19 protein-coding genes are annotated in these 18,327 nt (G+C 70.6%); 7 read left to right on the top strand and 12 right to left on the bottom strand.

The window, feature by feature from the left end:
* The first annotated feature begins 257 nt into the window (after nucleotides 1-257).
* The 3 genes from AB0K82_RS08915 to AB0K82_RS08905 all read left to right on the top strand — a co-directional run bounded on the left by AB0K82_RS08915 (nucleotide 258) and on the right by AB0K82_RS08905 (nucleotide 3,342).
* Nucleotides 258-1,598, top strand: coding sequence for an HD-GYP domain-containing protein (locus AB0K82_RS08915; protein ID WP_364394526.1), 1,341 nt, complete (start codon nucleotides 258-260; stop codon nucleotides 1,596-1,598).
* Between the two features lie 138 nt (nucleotides 1,599-1,736).
* Nucleotides 1,737-2,873 (top strand): PP2C family protein-serine/threonine phosphatase, encoded by a 1,137-nt coding sequence (locus AB0K82_RS08910; protein WP_364394524.1) that lies wholly within the window; start codon nucleotides 1,737-1,739, stop codon nucleotides 2,871-2,873.
* A gap of 151 nt (nucleotides 2,874-3,024) precedes the next feature.
* Nucleotides 3,025-3,342 carry a hypothetical protein gene (locus AB0K82_RS08905; RefSeq protein ID WP_364394522.1) on the top strand — a complete coding sequence of 106 codons (318 nt, stop codon included), beginning with the start codon at nucleotides 3,025-3,027 and terminating at the stop codon, nucleotides 3,340-3,342.
* Between the two features lie 99 nt (nucleotides 3,343-3,441).
* On the opposite strand, the gene AB0K82_RS08900 is transcribed toward AB0K82_RS08905, so the two are convergent.
* Nucleotides 3,442-4,296 carry a DMT family transporter gene (locus AB0K82_RS08900; protein ID WP_364394520.1) on the bottom strand — a complete coding sequence of 285 codons (855 nt, stop codon included), beginning with the start codon at nucleotides 4,294-4,296 and terminating at the stop codon, nucleotides 3,442-3,444.
* Nucleotides 4,293-5,174 carry a DMT family transporter gene (locus AB0K82_RS08895; RefSeq protein WP_364394518.1) on the bottom strand — a complete coding sequence of 294 codons (882 nt, stop codon included), beginning with the start codon at nucleotides 5,172-5,174 and terminating at the stop codon, nucleotides 4,293-4,295. The genes AB0K82_RS08900 and AB0K82_RS08895 overlap by 4 nt, the downstream gene beginning before the upstream one ends.
* A gap of 351 nt (nucleotides 5,175-5,525) precedes the next feature.
* On the opposite strand from AB0K82_RS08895, the gene AB0K82_RS08890 reads away from it, so the two are divergent.
* Entirely contained in the window at nucleotides 5,526-6,590 is a 1,065-nt protein-coding gene (locus tag AB0K82_RS08890) for a PP2C family protein-serine/threonine phosphatase (protein WP_364394516.1), read from the top strand.
* Between the two features lie 39 nt (nucleotides 6,591-6,629).
* On the opposite strand, the gene AB0K82_RS08885 is transcribed toward AB0K82_RS08890, so the two are convergent.
* The 4 genes from AB0K82_RS08885 to AB0K82_RS08870 all read right to left on the bottom strand — a co-directional run bounded on the left by AB0K82_RS08885 (nucleotide 6,630) and on the right by AB0K82_RS08870 (nucleotide 9,740).
* Nucleotides 6,630-6,827 carry a DUF3099 domain-containing protein gene (locus AB0K82_RS08885; protein ID WP_364394514.1) on the bottom strand — a complete coding sequence of 66 codons (198 nt, stop codon included), beginning with the start codon at nucleotides 6,825-6,827 and terminating at the stop codon, nucleotides 6,630-6,632.
* Between the two features lie 92 nt (nucleotides 6,828-6,919).
* The gene (locus AB0K82_RS08880) at nucleotides 6,920-7,474 is read right to left on the bottom strand and encodes a YetF domain-containing protein (protein WP_364394512.1); all 555 of its coding nucleotides are present in this window, start codon (nucleotides 7,472-7,474) and stop codon (nucleotides 6,920-6,922) included.
* Nucleotides 7,475-7,644: 170 nt separating this feature from the next.
* Nucleotides 7,645-8,838, bottom strand: coding sequence for an MFS transporter (locus tag AB0K82_RS08875; protein WP_364394510.1), 1,194 nt, complete (start codon nucleotides 8,836-8,838; stop codon nucleotides 7,645-7,647).
* 11 nt (nucleotides 8,839-8,849) lie between these two features.
* Nucleotides 8,850-9,740, bottom strand: a complete 891-nt coding sequence (locus AB0K82_RS08870) for an MBL fold metallo-hydrolase (RefSeq protein WP_364394508.1) — start codon at nucleotides 9,738-9,740, stop codon at nucleotides 8,850-8,852.
* 129 nt (nucleotides 9,741-9,869) lie between these two features.
* On the opposite strand from AB0K82_RS08870, the gene AB0K82_RS08865 reads away from it, so the two are divergent.
* Both AB0K82_RS08865 and AB0K82_RS08860 read left to right on the top strand, forming a co-directional pair.
* Nucleotides 9,870-10,298, top strand: a complete 429-nt coding sequence (locus AB0K82_RS08865; RefSeq protein ID WP_364394506.1) for a MarR family transcriptional regulator — start codon at nucleotides 9,870-9,872, stop codon at nucleotides 10,296-10,298.
* Nucleotides 10,299-10,310: 12 nt separating this feature from the next.
* Nucleotides 10,311-10,679: an MmcQ/YjbR family DNA-binding protein gene (locus AB0K82_RS08860; protein WP_364394504.1), complete on the top strand. Its 369-nt coding sequence runs from the start codon at nucleotides 10,311-10,313 to the stop codon at nucleotides 10,677-10,679.
* An 86-nt stretch (nucleotides 10,680-10,765) separates the two neighbouring features.
* Here the strand turns inward: AB0K82_RS08860 and AB0K82_RS08855 are convergent, their stop codons facing one another.
* The 6 genes from AB0K82_RS08855 to AB0K82_RS08830 all read right to left on the bottom strand — a co-directional run bounded on the left by AB0K82_RS08855 (nucleotide 10,766) and on the right by AB0K82_RS08830 (nucleotide 17,324).
* Nucleotides 10,766-11,071, bottom strand: a complete 306-nt coding sequence (locus AB0K82_RS08855; RefSeq protein WP_364394502.1) for a hypothetical protein — start codon at nucleotides 11,069-11,071, stop codon at nucleotides 10,766-10,768.
* A gap of 317 nt (nucleotides 11,072-11,388) precedes the next feature.
* On the bottom strand, nucleotides 11,389-12,708 hold the full coding sequence (locus AB0K82_RS08850; RefSeq protein ID WP_364394500.1) for an MFS transporter: 1,320 nt from the start codon (nucleotides 12,706-12,708) through the stop codon (nucleotides 11,389-11,391).
* 306 nt (nucleotides 12,709-13,014) lie between these two features.
* Nucleotides 13,015-13,905 carry a hypothetical protein gene (locus AB0K82_RS08845; protein ID WP_364394498.1) on the bottom strand — a complete coding sequence of 297 codons (891 nt, stop codon included), beginning with the start codon at nucleotides 13,903-13,905 and terminating at the stop codon, nucleotides 13,015-13,017.
* Between the two features lie 655 nt (nucleotides 13,906-14,560).
* Nucleotides 14,561-15,505: an NAD-dependent epimerase/dehydratase family protein gene (locus AB0K82_RS08840; protein ID WP_364394496.1), complete on the bottom strand. Its 945-nt coding sequence runs from the start codon at nucleotides 15,503-15,505 to the stop codon at nucleotides 14,561-14,563.
* 18 nt (nucleotides 15,506-15,523) lie between these two features.
* A complete protein-coding gene (locus AB0K82_RS08835) occupies nucleotides 15,524-16,180 on the bottom strand; it encodes an AAA family ATPase (RefSeq protein ID WP_364394494.1) in 657 nt (218 codons plus the stop codon).
* A 55-nt stretch (nucleotides 16,181-16,235) separates the two neighbouring features.
* Complete coding sequence (locus tag AB0K82_RS08830; RefSeq protein ID WP_364394492.1) at nucleotides 16,236-17,324, bottom strand: hypothetical protein; 1,089 nt, start codon at nucleotides 17,322-17,324, stop codon at nucleotides 16,236-16,238.
* Between the two features lie 77 nt (nucleotides 17,325-17,401).
* Between AB0K82_RS08830 and AB0K82_RS08825 the strand changes: the two genes are divergently transcribed.
* Nucleotides 17,402-18,325, top strand: a complete 924-nt coding sequence (locus AB0K82_RS08825; protein ID WP_364394490.1) for an HAD family hydrolase — start codon at nucleotides 17,402-17,404, stop codon at nucleotides 18,323-18,325.
* Nucleotides 18,326-18,327 lie beyond the last annotated feature (2 nt).

The raw sequence follows: 18,327 nt of genomic DNA, 5'->3' as shown, positions 1-18,327 counted from the left end.
TGGGGGTGTTGCGCTTGGCTCGGAGGTTGAACGGGGACTTAGGCGCTGAACTGGACTTAGAGGATTGAACTGGACTTATGCGCCGACGGTACTCCGGCCCGCCGGAGCGATCACGGCCCCCCGCCGTCAGCCGGCCGGACCGGGGTGACGCGGGGTCGAGGAGGTTGTGCCCGCGCGACTCTCGCCAACGATCACGATCTGTGACAGAGTGACTACGGTCACAGTCCCCCAGATCACAGTCCCCCAGGGAGAGCGGTATGCGTGGACTGCCTCTCGCCGCCCGGGCCTACGCCGGCGGCGTCATCGCACTGGCCATCGGCGTCATCGCGACGTCCTCGTTAACGGGCCTGTGCTGGCCGAGACTCGCCGTCCTCGCCGCCCTGTTCGTGATCACCGAGTCGTCGGCGGCGACCCTCACGATCAAACGCGCCCGCGTGTCCATGAGCTTCGCGGCGGGCCTGGCCGCCGTGGTGCTGGCCGGCCCGGTCGGCGCCACGCTGATCGGCGTGACCGCGATCCTCACCGGCCGGCGCGACATCGGCCTGATCAAGCGCCTGTTCAACGCCGCGCAGTACGCCCTGAGCGGGTACGCGGCGGGCGCGGTCTTCCAAGCGCTCGGCGGCCATCCGTACCGCTGGGGCGACGCCAACTGGACCGGCCAGGTCCTGGGGCCTTTCGTCGGCGCGCTGGTCACCTTCGTCACCGTCAACCTCGCGCTGCTGGCCACCGTCCTGCTCGTCAGCCGGCAGGCGACCTGGCGGGAGGTCCTGGCGCTCGGGCGCCTGGTCGTCCCCGGCTGCCTCGGCTTCGGGATGATCGGGTTGCTCATCGCGGGCATCTGGCCGGCCGCCGGTCCGCTGTCCGCGGTGCTGGTGCTGATGCCGGTGTTCATCGCCCGCTGGGCGTTCACTCAGATCGTCGCCCAGCAGCGAGCGCACGCCGCCACCGTCGCCGCGCTGTGCCAGGCCGTCGAGACCAAGGACTACTACACCCGCGGCCACAGCGAGCGCGTGGCGTACGGCTCCGTGATGATCGCCCGGCAGATCGGCATGCGCCCCGACCGGATCAACCGGCTCCGGTACGCCGGCATGCTGCACGACGTCGGCAAGCTCGGCGTGCCGACGAAGGTGCTGCAGAAGCCGGGCCGCCTCACCGAGGAGGAGAACGCCGCCGTCCAACTGCACCCGATGCGCGGGGAGGAGATCGTGCGCGGCATCGACTTCCTCGACGAGGCGCTCGGCGGCATCATGCACCACCACGAGCGGGTGGACGGCACCGGATACCCGATGGGCCTGACCGGCGAGGAGATCCCCGAGTTCGCGCGCATCCTCGCGGTGGCCGACACGTTCGACGCGATGACCTCGACACGGTCCTACCGCCCCGGCCTGCCGGCCGAGACCGCCATCGAGGAGCTGCGGCGCTTCGCCGGCACGCAGTTCGATCCCGTGCTGGTCGACGCCTTCCTCACCGCGCTGGACCGCGACGGTTGGGTGCAGGCGGAGCCGGTCCCGCCGCCGGAGAGCGATGACGTGGAGACCACCCAGCAGGACCACGACGACCCGTCCATGCCGATCGGGGTGGAGGCCGGTGCCCAGTGAGGGGATGCCGCGCGGACGCCTGAGCACGTCGCGGGGCCCGCGCGGTGCGGACCGAGCTCAGTGCGGCCACGCCCGCTGAGCCTCGAATCCGCGAACCCCGTATCCGGCCCGGTGGCCATGGCGTGATAACCAGGGAGGGTGGCGGTCGCGCGGCGCCTCACCGACCTTCGCCAGGATCTCCATCTGGCCCATGTCCTGGTGGCCGTCCCGCTTGCGCTCATTGCGATCATCTCGGTCGTCGACTTCCTGACACCGTCGACCGTCCACCTGAGGCCGCTCCTCGTGGTGGCGCCCGCGCTCACCGCCTCGTTCGCCGGCCCGCGGGCCACTGCGCTGATCGGAGCGCTGGCCCTGGCCGCCGGGGCGCTGGAAGGCGTGGAAGGGCACAGCCTGACAAAACCCGACCAGTGGATGGAGATGCTGGCAATATTCGCCGTATCGGCGTTCGTCGTGCTCTTCCGGGCGATCCAGGAGCGGCACGAGAAGGTCCTGCATCGCGTCCGGTCGGTCTCCGAGATCACTCAGCGGGTCCTGCTCCGGCCGCTGCCTCGGCAGTCCGGGCCCCTGCGCATCGCGTCGATGTACCTGGCCGCAGCCGAGGAGGCGAGGATCGGCGGGGATCTGTACGCGGCCACCCGCACGGGCGACGGCACCCGTCTGCTGATCGGTGACGTTCGGGGCAAGGGACTGGACTCGGTCGGTGAGGCGTCGGCGCTGCTCTGTGCCTTCCGCGAGGCGTCACATCATCAGCACCTGCCCCTCTGGGCGCTGGTGCCGCGTCTGGAGTCCAGCGTCTGCCGGGACGTCGCGGAGCTCATCGACACCGCCTCGAACCCCTCCGAATGCTTCGTCACCGCGTCCATCCTCGATATCCCCGACGCCCAGGCGAAGGTGGACGTGGTCCTCTGCGGTCACCCGCCGCCGCTCCTTCTCCGCGGGAACCGGGTACTCACCCTGGAGCCGGACGAGGTGGTTCCTCCGCTCGGACTGGACCTCGTCAAGTCCGCCGGACCGCAGCCGACGACCTTCCCGTTCGAACCCGGTGACATCCTTCTGCTGTACACCGACGGCGTGGTGGAGGCTCGCAACCGTACCGGCGCCTTCTTCGACCTGACGGCGTGTCTGGCGAAACGGGCCGGCGATGACGTCGACACCCTCATCGAGCGGCTGCGCAAGGATCTGCTCGACCATGTGGGCGGTCGCCTGGGCGACGACACCGCCATGATCGCGGTCGAGCGACTGCCGGCGGGGCCGGGCGAGGACAAGCGCGGGTAATCATCTGCCTCCATGCCGCGCGAGGCGCGATGCGCGGACGGGCACCGGGTATGCAAGCCGACGCGCTGGGTGTCGCGGGCGCCCCGCCCTCCGCCCATCGAGCGGTCCGGCGAGGACGTCGCGGTGGCCGTTCCGAGAAAGGAAGTCCTGGATGAGAAGAACCGTTCCCGGTCGCCTCATCGCCTTCTTCGGCGTCGTGATGTTCGTGTCGCTCGCGGCGTCGGTGCGTACCGGCGCGGCGGCGTCGGTACGCCAGGAGATCCCGGCCATGGGCCTGGCGACCGACCACAACAAGATCGGGAACGGCGAGGGGAACGTCAGCGTCGTGTCCATCCGGAGTCCGGCGAACCTCAGCGGCGTACAGAACGTCGCCGACGCCAACGCGGCGACGCGGGTCAGCAGAAATTCCGCGATTTGCAAGAAGCACCGTCTCTGCCGGATCCGGCAACGGGCCTACGTCGCGCCCTGACGTCATGCCGGGACCGGGACCGGGACCGGAGCCGAGACCGGGCCGTCCGTCCCGCGAGATGGTCCGTGCGCGATGGCCTCGGCGGCGTCCGAAGGGCCGTCAGGCGGCCTCGGATCGCAGCTGGATGATGCGGGACTGGCTGAGCCGGAGGGTGCCGTAAAAGATCAACGCGAACCCGGCGATCTCGGCGATCACCCAGCCTCCCGTCCGGACTCCCTCCCCGAACATCGTGACCCCGTACAGGATGCTGGCCACCGGGTCGGTGATCGTCAGCGCCGGCTGCGCGGCGACGAGGGTGCCGCTCTGCAGCGCGTTCTGCAGGAGGAACAGGCTGCCGAACCCGGCCGCGACCATCGCGTACGGCTCCCACGAGGTCAGCAGGACGGCGAGGCCCTTGCCGACCAGGTCGGTGGTCGCCTTCATGAACGTGGCGGTGAAGGCGAATCCGAGCCCGGCGGTCACTCCCAGCAGCGCGACGCGTGCCGGGCCGGAGGTCGACCTCGCCAGGAACACGACCCCGACGATCGCGCCGACCGTGACCACCGCGGCGATCACCCAGATCAGCACGCCCGGGGGGCGCCGGCCGGGCGTGGGGGACGCCGCGCCGAGGAATCCCGCCAGGCCGGCCGTCATCGCGCCGACGGCCAGCCAGACGCGCCGGCCGAGGTGGACCTGGGACAGCCGACCGAGGAAGATCATGGTCAGCGGCAGCTCCGCGACCAAGAGAGGCTGGACCAGGGCCAGCCCTCCTCGGGACAACGCCAGCGCCTGCAGGAGGAATCCCGCGATGAGCGCGCCGATGCCGCCCAGCCATACCGGCCGGCGGATCAGCGCCCACAGCAGGGCCGGGCGGAAGGCGGACTCCTCGGGGGCCGACCGCGCGGCGCGGCGCTGCAGCACCGATGCCAGGGCGTTGCTCGCCGCGGCGAGCAACGCGAAGAGAACGGCGGTCACGGCAGCCTCGCCTCCGGGCACTCGGAGACGTTGTTCTCCCGTTTGGCGAGGTACGGCGAGCGGCCGAGGATGACGATCCCGGAGACCATCATGACCAAGCCGATGATCTGTCCGGCCAGCGGTCCGGGGCCCAGCCGCAGCCGCTCGGTGAAGACCAGGACTCCCAGCAGGATCCCCGTGATCGGCTCCGCCGCGGTCGCCGCGGGCAGGGAGACACGAAGCGGCGCGGCGTCGAAGGCCGACTGGGCCAGCAGCAGACCGCAGATCGCGACGATGACCAGGGCGTACGGCTGCCAGCTCGTGACGATCGCCCAGAGTCCGTGGCCGAGTCTCAGCAGCAGGCCACGGGTGACGGCGTCCTGCAGGCCGAAGAGCATCCCGGCGGCCGCGGCGAGCAGCATGGCCCGGGTCTGGAGCGGGGAGCGCCGTCCGATCGACACGAGGATCAGCGCCAGGAACACGATCCCGGCCGCCGCCAGCCAGCGCTCGGACTCCGGCCCGGTGGGGTGCTCGCCCGTCGGCTCGCCCAGCACCAGGAACAGCGCGATCCCGCCGGACGCCATCAGCCCGCCCAGCCACTCGTTCCAGTGCAGGTTCTCCTTACAGACGATCCGCCCGATGACCAGGGCGAACAGCAGGTTGGTCGCCAGCAGCGGCTCGACCTTGGCCACGTCCGCTCCGGACAGGGCCAGCGCGCCGAGGATCTGGCCGCCCACCATCGCGGCGAGTCCCGCCAGCCAGAGCGGTTTGTGGATGAGATCCAGCAACAAGGACGGGTGCAGCATCCGCCCGAGCGGCTCTCGGTACGCCGCGTGCTGCTGGGCCACGAAGCCCAGCCCCAGCAGGCCGGCGGCCGCCAGCCCGATAAGAAAGATCATTCCGCCCCCCCGATCGAAATGTGTCATCGCCCCCCTGGCCGCCGTACTCGCGCCCGGCCGGGCCCCAGCCGGCTCCCTCGCGCATGGTCGGCCTGCCCCGTCTGCCTCCTCGCGATCGCCGGTCGCCCCGTCCGCTCTGGTCCACGGTCGTGCCCGCAGCGGTTCTGCTCGGAAAACGCCTGCCAGGTGGCCTTTCCCCCGATTCAACGGGTGATACCAGGCCGACGCCGGGCGCGGTCCCTCGGTCCCGGTGGCGTTCAGGGGTGGTCCGGTAGACTGGACGGTGATTCCCGCCTAATGCAACGATCATTCGATCCGACGGATATCGGGCAGGTCTGTCCGATCGCGGAGGTGAGGCTCATCGCCGAGGAGGCCAGGACCGGCAGGGCCGACCCGATCGCACGCTGGCTGCCGTTCGCGATGATGGGCGCCGTGGCGATCGTCGACCTGATGGCGGGCCCGGAGTTCGGCTATCTGCCCCTGCTCGCGCTGGGGCCGGCGTTCGCGACCCTGCACTACGGGGCACGTCACACCGTGCTGATCGGCCTGATCGCCTTCACCCTCTGCGTCGTCCTGGCGGCCTACGACAACGTCCTGGGCCAACGGCAGGACAACCTCACACTGGCCTCGATCATCGGTGTGACCTCGGCGAGCGTGCTGGCCAGCCGCCGGCGGCAGGAGCGTGAGCGAGAGCTGGCCACCGTGCGCACGGTGGCGGAAGCCGCCCAGCGGGTCCTGCTGCGCCCGGTGCCGCGGTCGGCCGGACCGCTGCGCATCGCGGTGAATTACACCTCCGCCGCGGCCGAGGCGCGGATCGGCGGTGACCTGTACGAGGTCGTCATCACGCCGTTCGGGGTCCGCATCCTGATCGGCGACGTCCAGGGGAAGGGGCTGGAGGCCGTCGAGACGGCCGCCGGCGTGCTCGGCGCCTTCCGGGAGGCGGCGTACGACGAGGCCGATCTGCCGGGCGTGGTCAAGCGGCTGGAGAAGTCGCTGAGCCGCATGCTGTCCGGCGAGCGTTTCGTCACCGCCGCTCTCGCCCAGTTCGGCGACGCTCACGTACGGCTCGTCAACTGCGGCCATCCGCCGCCGCTGATCATCGGCCGCACCGGCGACGTCCGCGTCGCCGAACCCGAGGACCCGTCACCACCGCTCGGCATGACCGACCTGATCGACGCGCCGCCGCGCCCGTACCTGCTCCCCTTCTCCCCCGGCGACCAGATGCTGCTGTACACCGACGGCGTCATCGAGGCCCGCAACGGCGCCGGACAGTTCTACCCGCTCATCGACCGGGCCGTGCTGCTCAGGGCCGCCGGAGCCGAAGAGGCGCTGAGCGACCTCCAGGCCGACCTCATCCGTCACACCGGAGGACCGATCGCCGACGACGCCGCGATGCTCCTGGTCCGGCATCGCTGAGCGCATTGTCGCGGCGCGACGCGGTCCGGGTTCGATCGGTCACCGCCGTTCGTCGCGGTCATCGCCGCGGTTGGCCACGATCACCGCGACCGGCGGGATGGCGAACGCGACGATCGTGAGCGCCGCGGCCGCCGTCGCCGAGAAGCGGACGACCACCGTCCAGGACAGCAGGAACAACACCATGCAGACGGACATCATGACCAGATAGGCCCGTCGGCGGCTGCGCTGTCCGGTCACATCGCCTCCTTGATCCCGCACCGGATGAGCCACCGGTTCACCGGCCATGCCCACCTACGTCCGCCCTACCCGGACGAACGGCGACCATGACCTCAGTCGTCGGCCGGTGACCGCCCCGGGAGGTCGACCGCCTCGCGCAGTCCCGCCTGGACGAGATCGATCGCCTCAGAGGTCGCCACGCTCTCCGGAACGACCGTCAGGCCGCCCTTCGCCTCATAGAGAACGAACCGCACGCCGGACAGTCCGAACACTCCCCGCTGCCGAAGCTGCGCCACTAGATCGCTCTCCGTCAGGCCGCAGATCCTCAACTGGCGGCGGCGAATCCGGCCGTGCGCGACGAGCACCCGGATCCGGTGGTCGGTGAGCCGGCGGAAGATCGGGTGGAATCGCAGCCTGCTCACCACGTGGTGCATGACGATCAAGGTGACGAGGGCCACGGCCCCGGTGACGAACGACTGCCTCGACGCGATCGCCGTCCGGCCCACGATCGCTCCGACGGCCACCGCGGCCACGAAGTCGACGATCGTCCACTGGGCCAATGTGCGCCTCTCGCCCAGCCGCAGTGCGACCAGCGCCGTCCCGTACATCAACGCGGCCTTCCCCGCGACCGCCCCCACGTGCGGCCAGCCCCCGGTCAGCCACGTCATGCCGCTCCCCCGAACGAGGTCTCCGCCCGATCCACACCGTGCACCGGCCCGGCCGCGCGGCACGGCCGACACGCGCACCGAACCCGACAAGGGATTACGACAGGTTAAGCACCGTTGACCCGGCGCGTCTCCAGGTCGGCAGGACGGCGGCCGCGCGGCTCGGACGGCGGCTACTCGATGCGGCGGGCCAGGAGCGCTCCGGCGGTCATCGCCGCCGCTCCGGCGAAGGCCGCGATCGCCGCGATGAGCGCGGCGCCGGTGAAGCCGTAGGCGCCGGCCAGGCCGGCGAAGGCGTACGGAGCGACGGTCGCGCCGGTGTAAATGCCGATCTGGACGGTATGGCCGGCGTTCTCGGCCTTACGGGCGACCAGCCGCAAGGTGGTGGCGAGGAGGAGTCCCGTCCAGCCCCATCCGGCGGAGAAGGCCAGCACGGAGCCGAAGACGAAGGTCACCGGTGTGCCGATCGCGATGAGCACGAGCCCGAGACCCCCGGTGAGCATCATCGTGGTGATCACCGCGGAGTTGCGGCGGGGCGCGCGATCGGTGAGGGCGCCGGCGCCGAGCCGGACGGCGACGGCGAGCAGGGCGCTGAGCGACAACAGGTCGCCGGCGACGGTGGCGGGCAGCCCGGAGCGGGTGCCGAGCTGAATGAAGTACGTGGCCACCGCGTTGTTGCCGGTCGCCGACAGGGCTGCGGCCAATGCCCACAGCACCAGCACGCCGTTGATCCCGCGGCGGGTGGCGACCTGCCCGGCGTGCGCCGGGCCCGCGCCGCGCGGGACCCCGGTCAGCGGGGTCAGCACGACCGGGACCAGCGCGATCAGCCCGGCGATCAGCATGGCCGTACGCCATCCGTAGCCGGGCAGGACCAGGGCGACGAGCAGCCCGGGCACGAGCGTCGCCGCGCCCAGCGCCGCGCCGACCGCGCCCGCGGCCAGCGCGCGGCGGTGTTCGGGGACGCGGGCGGCGATCAGCCGGCCGGCCGCGGGCTGGACGAGTCCGTTGCTCAGCCCGCCGACCACCAGGACGGTCGTCATCGTGGCCAGGTCGTCCGCCTGGGAGACGGCGAGCATCACGGCGCAGGCGATGACCGCCGCGACGGCGAACACCGCCGGCGCGGGCAGGCGTGCCGCCACGCGCTTGGTGATGGGCGAGCCCACCGCCGTCGCGGCGTAGAAGGCGCTGATCACCAGCCCGACGGCCGTACGGGAGACGTGCAGGTCCGCCTCGATCGCCGGGGCGAGGGCGCCGACGGCGAAGCCGGGCATCACCGTGACGGTCGTGGCCAGCGCCGCCGCGACGACCGCCGGCCAGTGCCGTACGGGCGTGCGGATGGGCAGGCCGCAGGTGAGCGTCGTCGTCATGATCGTGGCGGTCAGTCGCCGAGGGGGCGCCAGGCGGGACCATCGCCGTCCCGGCGTACCTGCCCGAACACGACGTCGGCGAAGTGGACGCCGAAGCCGATCGTGTCCGGGTCCTCCAGTTCGGCGACGAGGCGACGGCGGTGTTCGGCGGACCGGCCACGGTCGTGGTCGTTGCCGGCGGACCAATCGGGATGGTCGACCTGGAGGGGCGAGTGCAGAATGTCCCCGAAGGCGATGAGCCGCTTGCCGCCGGCCGTGATCACGTACTGCGCGTGCCCGGCCGTGTGACCACCGGTGATCTCGACCCGTACCCCGGGGAAGATCTCCTCGCCGTCCGTCACCGTACGGACGCGCGGTTCCAGCGCGGCGATGATCTCCCTGGTCGTGCCCTCGGCCTCGGCGAGCTCCCGCTGCGCCCATTCCGGCTCGGCGACCAGGTAGTCGGCATGGGCGAGGGCGGGCCGGTCGCCGCCGGGCGCGGGCTGCCAGGCCCAGCCGAGATGATCGATGTGCAGGTGGGTGAAGGCCACCGCCTCGATGTCCGCGGGCCCGCGGCCGAGCTCGGCCAGGTTCTTCAGCAGCGCGCCGCCGGAGATGGCGCCGAACGCGTTCTCCGGCTCGGCCGGCCACGCCTGCGGACCGAACCCCGCGTCGATCAGCATCGCGCGCTCGCCCTTCTCGACCAGGAGGCCGCCGAGACTCGCCACGAGATCCCCGGAGGCGTCGAGATACTGCGGATGCGCGGCCCAGACCTCGTCGGTGGTGTCCGGGAGCCAGCGGCGCGGCCGGAGCTGCACGACCCCGTCCGGCACGTAGGACACCCTCGTGTCGCCCAGCCGCACCGAACGGATCCTCGCCGGCCGCCGCAGCCGCTCATCCCACTCGACCGTGGAGTTCGCCATGGTCCAGCCCCTTCCTCGCCATCAGTCGGCGCCGCCTCCCCGGGTGGCGCTGACGCAACCATAAACATCAAGCTAGAAACATTCAAGCTTTAAATGTACTGACTTGATGGAGTGGCTAGGATGGGACGCATGACGACGCCCCCGGAACCGCAGGCGACCGCCGAGCGAGAGCTGTGCGGTCTGGTGAACGGACTGGCCCAGCAGATCACCGATCACGTACGCGAGCGCGCCGTGTCCCTGGGCCTGACCGCGGCCCAGGCGACCGCGCTGCGGGAGATGACCGGACCGATGACCATGCGGGAGCTGGCCGAACGCATGAGCTGCGAGCCCTCCAACGCGACCTTCGTCGTCGACAAGCTCGAGAAGCTGGGTCTGATCGAGCGCCGCGCGCACCCCACCGACCGCCGTGCCAGGCAGTTGGTCCTCACCCCGGAGGGCGACACCCTTCGCGGACGCCTCCTCGAGCTCCTCGCACAGGACTCACCGCTGGCCGGCCTCACCCCCGGGCAGCAGCGGACCCTGCAGGATCTGCTCGAACAAGCCATCATCCGTCGATGAGGTAGTCGGTCAATGATCACCACGGGCGACGTCCGTCGCTGGGCCACCGAGCTGCCCGAAGCCGAAGAGACCAGCCATTTCCGGTTCCGCGTCCCCGTCTTCAAGGTCCGCGGCCGCACCTTCTGCGGCATGGGAGAGGACGAGACGACGGCGGTCTTCTGCGTCGGCGAGGAGCAGGCGAACACCGCGGCGCTGGCCGACCCCGCCACCTACGAGGCCGTTCGCCGCCCGGACGCCAGAAAAAGCTTCCTCGGGCTGCGGGTCCGACTCGGCGGCGTCTCCGAGGAGCAGGCCCGGCGGCTCATCGAGGAGGCTTGGCGCCACCAGGCCCCGAAGCGACTGGTCGCCGCCCACGGCCGGCACCGGCCGACCTCTCCGTAGCGGCGGGCCGAAAGGGCCCCCGCGTCAGCCGGGGCCCTCTCGGATCGACCAACACGGTCAAACGACCAACGTTGGTTGACGCGGCACTAGCGGTAGCTCTGCATGCCGTACGGCGTCGTCATCAGCGCGATCACGGCCACCAGGATCACCACGGACACGAAGCCCACGGTCCAGGCCGTCGCCAACCTGTCCGGCTTGGCCGTGACATCGGGGTTCCGCTGCTGGGCCACGACGGCCTTGAGCAGTCGGCCGCGGACGGGGTACAAGGCGACCGGAACGGAGATGAACGCGACGCTGTACAGGAACAGGATCGGCGATGTCGTTCCGGAACGGAGGAGGTTCGTCGCCAGGACGGCCCCGGCGAGACGAGAGTGACAAGGGTCATCGCCCACATCCCCCGCCCGCTCTGCTGCTCCTCCCCGCTCCGGAGTTCCTCCGGAAGCCTCGCCCCGACGAACATCGCCCGCAAACCGAACGTGGAGCACACGGTCGCCCCGACCGCGATCAGCGACCAGCCGAACTGGAAGATCGAGAACAGCATCTTCCTTGCCTTTCGTCACTGAGGCGACTGATCACCGTATGGGCCCTGATGTCGCCAGTCGGCCGACCGGACTCGGCCGCCGGCCATCGCCGGCGCGCCCGAGCTCGGAACCGTCCCTCAGTCTCGGACGTCGGTACGGCGGGTCCCGTTCCCTCGATCCGCGGTCGGTCAGCCGGAGTGATCGGCCAGGTCCGCCGCGGCCTCGGCGCGGGTTTCCCGGGGCAGCATCACGGCCGCCACCAGGAGGGGGACGAGGGCGGCCACCGCGCCGCCGAGCGTCATCGTGTAGCGCGGCCCGACCAGTTCGGCCAGTTTGCCGATCAACGGGGCGCCGAGCGGGTTGGTGCCGAGGAGGACCAGCATGTACAGCGCCATCACCCGGCCGCGCATGGCCGCGGTGACGCCGAGCTGCATGGTGGCGTTGGTGGTCGTGGTGAAGGTCAACATCGCGACGCCGGTGGGCACCAGCAGCACCAGGAACAGCCAGTACGACGGCATCAACGACGCCGCCATCTCCAGCACCCCGAACAGCACCGCCGAACCGATCAGCAGCCTGCGGTTCGGGCCTACCCGACGGGCCGCCACCAGCGCACCGATCAACGCGCCGACGGCCTGCATGGCGGAGGCCAGCCCGAACGAGGACGCCCCGCTGTGGAAGACCTTCTTGGCGATCAGCGGGGTGATGATTCCGAGGTTCATCCCGAACGTCGCCACGAACCCCATCACCACCAGCACCATGACCAACTCGCGGCGGGCCCGCACGTACCGCAGTCCCTCCCGCAGCTGGCCCTTGGCACGGGCCACCGGTTCGGCGGTCCGCAGTTCGTCGGCCCGCATGAACGCCAGAGAGACCAGCACCGCGACGAACGACGCCGCGTTGACCAGGAAGACCGGACCAGTGCCGATCGCCGCGATCAGCAGTCCGGCCACCGCCGGGCCGAGCACCCGGCCGATGTTGAAGCAGGCGCCGCCCAACGCGATCGCATTAGGCAGATCGGTCTTACCGACCATCTCCACCACGAAGGTCTGCCGGGCCGGGTTGTCCACCACCGTGGCGACGCCCAGGCCGAACGCGAGCAGGTACACCTGCCACAGCCGGGCGCTGCCGGTGAGGGCCAGCAGCCCGAGGATCAGCGCGAGCAGGCCCATCGCCGCCTGAGTGATCACCAGAACGCGCCGCTTGGAATAGCGGTCGGCGACCACACCGCCCCACAGCCCGAACAGCATCATCGGCAGGAACTGCAACCCGGTGGTGATGCCCAGCGCCGTGCCGTTGTTGTGACTCAACTCCAGCATCAGCCAGTCCTGGGCCACCCGCTGCATCCAGGTTCCGGTGTTGGACACCAGCGAGCCGGCCGTGAACAACCGGAAGTTGCGGTTGCGCAGCGACCGGAACATCGGCGCCGCCAGCGCCCGGATCAGCCGCGATCCGCCTCCGCTCCGGTCGGCGCCTCCGGGATCGGCGCCGCCGCGCGCAGGATCTGACACCCGGCCACGGGCGACTTCCCCGGCCGCCGGGCCGGCCGCATCCGCGAGATGCGCGCTTCCTCCGTCGATCCGGCCCGACTTGTGGTCCGTGAGTTCACCGTACTCGTTAGCGGGGCTCATTACTTATAGCTTACTAAAGTGTCATCAGCGGAGAAAAGGCATCGCCGGCGGCCAGAACGGCGGGAAGCGCGAGGCTTCCCGCCGTTCCGTTCAGGCCCGAGCGGTGTTCAGGTGACCACCCCGGCCGTGGGGGCTTGAGCGGTGTTCAGGCCGCTCTCGCCGTGGGCCGCGTGACGGTTGCCGCCGTCACGCGGCCTTGTCGGCCGCTTCGAGGAGGTGCGGCTTCGCCGCGGCCTCCTTCTTCGCCTCGACGAAGAAGCGGCCCACTGACCCCGCCCCCAGCAGGACGAGGATGTATCCCGCGACCGAGTCGAGGCTCATCGTCGCCGTCTTGAGACCGGCGACGAGGCTCCACCCGAGCGACAGGACGGGCTTGGCCGGCTGCAGTTCGGCGTGCGCGGAGATCGTGAGGCCACGCTTCCACGCACCGCTCATGCAGGTCGACGAGATCGTCGCCAGGCAACCGACCCCCAGGCCACCGAGCGTCGCCCACACGTCGTGGTGCGTCACGACCGTCGGGCCGTGCGCCGACATGAAGGCGATGAAGGTGACCGGCACGGTGACCAGTCCGGACAGCGCGGAGGCCGTGAACACGGCCTCGTTGCGCCCCGCACCCTCTTCACGCCGACCGAGACCGGTGAAGATGCGAGCCATCACCCAGTAGCACGCGCCGTTGATGAGAACGGCCACGATGCCCATGGGAGACAGGTGCCGCGCCGCTCCCCCGTAGAGGAGAACGGCACCGATCACCGAGACGGCGACCCAGCTGACGATCCGCCAGTCCCGCCGACCGCTGGCGAGCGCTGCCATCATCGGGCCGATGATCAGCGTCAGGACGCTGCTCATGGCCGGGGGCATGTGGTGGACGGCCTCCTGGCCCGACCAGATCGACAGGCTGCTGGTGCAGCCGAAGATCAGTGCGGCACGCCACACGGGCCACTCGACCTGGCGGAGCTTGGGACGCACCACCAGCCACAGCGTCAGCGACGCCGTGACATCCGTGAGGAAGCTCGTGACCAGGGCGGGCATGCCCGTGGCCCCGGACTTCACCAGCAGGATGTTGTTGCCCGTGCGCACGTCATGGCCACGACGGCCATGAGCCAGCCGAGCGCCGGCCGCCGCCGCGTGACGGGGCCGCCGACCTCGCCGACCAACCACTGCCCGGATTTCTTGACGGGAGCACTCACCAGCCGCCACGGCACCTCGAAGAGGTATCGCCGAGCAGCTGACCGAGCCTCGTGGAATTTACCGACGGAACCCCTCCTTCTGTGAGGGGTGCTCACGAAGAGGTCCCGGGTTGTTCAAGCCCGGTCCGCCTCGCTGCACCCGTTGAACGGATGCAACTCGAGAACCGGGATTAATCCCCGTTTGTGGAGTTGCGCGAATCACGCTAACACATGGCCCCGACAGAGAGTGGTAATCTTTTCGGCGTGCAAGCCCCTCATTTATCGCGGCGGACTGTTCACCCGTCGGCAGGGGCGCACGGGAGACGGCGACCCGGCTCTGCGTTGGAGAAATCTCCTTTTGTGAGGCAGGACCGGGCCGTCGTTTTCCCAGGTCAATCCGGGGCGGCAACGAGCTGTCAGTGGTTTCATACGACTGGCACACGGAGTCAAGCATCGATCGGCAACCCAAATCGTGGCCGGATTCGGCCATTAACCCTTCCGCAAACAGCGAGTCACGGGCCGTGAAAACCCCTGGTCGAGACGTGCTCACCCCACGGAGCCGCACGTCAGGGATTCACGGTGGCCAGTGCCGAGCGGCTCGCGAACCAGGCGATCGTCTCGGCCAGTCCGGCCCGTAGGCCCACTCGTGGTTCCCAGTCGAGCGCCCGGCGGGCCAGGCCGATGTCCGGACATCGCCTGGTGGGGTCCTCGTCCCGTGCGCCGACGTGCTGGATCGGGGACTGCGAGTCGCACAGTTCCCGGATGAGCTCGGCGATGGCCACGACCGTCAGCTCCTCGGGGTTTCCGATATTCAACGGCCCGAAATGGCCCGCGAAGGCGGCCTTAATTAGCGCGCGGGCGGTGTCGTTCACATGGCACAGCGAACGCGTCTGCCGCCCGTCACCGTGGACGGTGATGGGCCGTCCGGCCAACGCCTGCTGAATGAAGGTGGGGACGAGCCGGCCGTCCTGCGCCCGCATGCGGGGGCCGTAAGTGTTGAAGATGCGCAGGACCACGGTGTCCAGGCCGTACACGTTCCGATACGCCTCGCACGCCGCCTCACCGAACCGCTTGGCCTCGTCGTAACAGGAACGCGGCCCCATGGGATTCACATTGCCGTGGTACGACTCGACCTGAGGGTGGATGGACGGGTCGCCATAGACCTCACTGCTCGACGCGTACACACAGCGGGCCCCTTTTGCGCGGGCGAAATCCAACGCGTTGAGCGCGCCAAGGGAGCCGACACGAAGCGTCTCCACTGGCCGCGCGAGATAGTCGACCGGACTGGGCAGTGAGGCGAGATTTATCACGAGCTCGACTCGGCCCGGCAGGTCGAGAGGCTCGTTGATGTCGTGTTCGACCAGTGCGAATCCACGCCGCTCTGCGAGGTGCGCCAAATTGCGGGCGGTACTGGTGGCGAAGTTGTCCACGCAGTAGACCCGGCACTGCCTATCCAATAGCAGCTCGCACAGATGTGATCCGATGAAGCCGCTTCCCCCGATGACTACCACTCTCGACGATTCATTCAACTACGTCCCCCTCCACTGAGTGCCGAATCCGCGCTGTGAACGAATGAAGTCGATGATCGCCTCGATGCCCGGGTCGTAGCCCTCCGCCGTGGCGACGCGAAGCGTGGGAACCGCGAGTGACACCTCCTCGAAGCGGCTGACGGTCCGTGCACCGGTTCCCGCGCGCCGGGCGAGCTCCGCCCGCCGGGAACTCGGACCGTCGGGCTGTTCGCGGCGCCGTTCGGTCACGCGCCGGCGCGCCAGCTCGAGATCGATCACGCAATGGACGACCTTGATGTCCGCTTCGGCCCTGAGCGAGTCCAGCCCCAGGCGCCACCTCGGGTGCTGGAAGGCGGCTTCGGCCACGACCGTCACCTTCGACGAGAGCAGCAGATCGATCGTCTGGAAGAAGGCGTCGAAGGTCAGGCGCGCGACGGACTCCTTGTCGGCGACGGCGAGATCATGGCCGAAGGTGTGGAAGATGCCCTCGTTGATGGCGTCGCGCGAGACCAGAGGGCACGGCAGCGCCCGCGCGAGCAGACCTGCCAGGGTGGTCTTGCCCGAGCCGGGCGGTCCGCTCACGACGACCAGGGTCGGCCGGTACGCACCATTGGTCCGTGCCGTACCGGACAACAGTCCCGCCGCCTCCCCGCCGGCGCCTGCCGAATCGCCGTTCATGGCGTCGCGACGGTCTCCGTTTGCCCCTTGGTCGGCCATCCCCTTCGATCCATCCTCACCTGAGCGTGGTCGGCGATGTGTCGGTGTCGTCTGCCCAGGCGATGGACAGGTGGTGCGGCACGGTGAGCAGTGGCGGCCCGCCCTCGGGGAGGAATCCCGCGCCCAGCCACGTTCCCGCCGTGATGGTGGCGCTGTCCGCGGCGCCCGCCGCCGCGGCCGCGGCGGTCCCGTCGTGCAGGTATCGCAGATCCGCGCTGACGCCGGTGGCGCTGCGGATCCTGCGCCGTAGCGCCGGCGCCCGCTCCGTGAGATGCCCGTAGATCCCCTGTCCGTCGTCGGCGGGCAGTCCGTCCCGTACGAACGAGGCGACGCTGACGACGACTCGGACCCGGTCCGATGTCGAGCCCGCGGCGTCCCGGACCGCCTGGGCCAGCGCGGCACCGACGGCCGCTTCGACACCGTCGCCGTCGGGCCGTCGGGGCGTGGGCCGGGCACGAACGCGGTGGAGTCGCCGCAAGGTGCGGCCGTGGCGCTCGGCGACCGCGGTCTTGATGCGGGTATGGCCGAGGTCGGCCACCACCGCGGTCTCTTCTCCGGAGTCCGTGGACGCGTGCCGGGCCGCGCCGATGAGCGGGGCGAGTTCCGGCCGGGACGGCACGGCCACGGGGCCGATGCCCGGCGCGAGGGCGGCGGCCGCCTCCACGCCTTCCAGGACGAGCGGTCCGCACCTGCCCGCCAGCAGACCGCCGGCGAGCCAAATGCCGCCGACGGTCGTCCAACGGGCGAGGAAGGCCCGGTGGTACGAGGTGGTCCCCTGCCGGTCGGCGGTCGCCGGATCGCGCAGTGTCGCGATCAGCGCTCCGAGGCGCATCCCGAAAGTGTGCAGTACTCCGGCGGCCGAGCGAGCCGCCTCCGCGTCCGGTGACGCCACGGCGGCGGCGAGGTCGTCCGCCAGGTGGTCCCGCCGCAGGCCGCGCAGGCCACGCCCGGTGGCCAGGGTGTACAGGGCGTTCAGCGAGCACGCGTCTTCCGCGAGCCATCCTTCGACGCCGATCCCGCCGATCCCGCCGGCCGGCCCCAGGACGACGTGATTCAGCGACGCCTCGCTGGTGAGTTCTCGGGGGCGGAAGGACGTCGCGGTCACGATGTGCCCCGGCGGTCGCGTTCGCCTCGCGCGCGTCGAGCCACCTCACGCGGCGCGCCTCGGGTTAACGTCGCGGCGTGACGCATTCCCCCCTGCCTCCACTCCCCCTGCCGGCACTTCCGAGGCTGATCGCGACCGACCTCGATGGAACGCTGCTGGGAGCCGGGGGCGCCGTCAGCACGCGCAACGCCGTCGCACTGCGCCGGGCGGCGGGCGCGGGCGCCACGGTCGTGCTGGTGACCGGACGGTCACAGCCCAGGCTCCGGGAGGTCTACTCCCAACTCGGCGCCCGGTACCTCGCGATCTGCGCCAACGGCGGCGTGCTGTACGACCCGGTCGAGGAGCGCGTGCTCGTCTGCCGGCCGATCGCTCCCGAAGACGTTCGCCAGGTACGCCTGCGGCTCCGCGAGCGGGTGCCCGAGGTGGTGTTCGCCGCGCACGTGGAATGCGGTGGCCGGGCGCTGTACGAGCCGGGCTGGCCGGGGTACGGCGAGCCCGGAGACGGCCGTCCGCCGGCCGGGCCGCCGAATCCGGCCGACAGGTCGCCGAATCCGGCCGGCGGGCCGGTGGATCTGGCCGGCGGGCCGGTGGATCTGGCCGGCGGGCCGGTGGTGAAGCTGCAGGCCCGGGCCCCGGGGCACGAGCCGGAAGCGTTCACCGCGCTGGTCGCCGAAACCGTCGGCGATCTGGTGGAGGTGACTCGGCAGGGATACCGCGGCCTGATCGAGATGAGCCGGCGCGGGGTGACGAAGGGCAGCGCCCTCGCGGCCGTCGCCGACGAGCTGGCGATCCCGGCCGAGGACGTCCTCGTCTTCGGCGACATGCCGAATGACGTGCCGATGATGCGGTGGGCGGGGCGGTCGGTGGCCGTGGCCAACGCGCACCCGGAGGTACGGGCCGCGGCCGAAGAGGTGACCCTGACCAACGTGCGGGACGGCGTCGGCGTCTACCTCGAACGCCTGCTGGACGGGCGCACCCGACCTGGAGGGGCCACGGCGTGACG

Source organism: Actinoallomurus sp. NPDC052274, assembly GCF_040679475.1.
Taxonomy (GTDB): domain Bacteria; phylum Actinomycetota; class Actinomycetes; order Streptosporangiales; family Streptosporangiaceae; genus Actinoallomurus; species Actinoallomurus liliacearum.
Note: the sequence above shows the minus strand (reverse complement) of the source record. Positions and strands in the feature narration are given on the sequence as shown.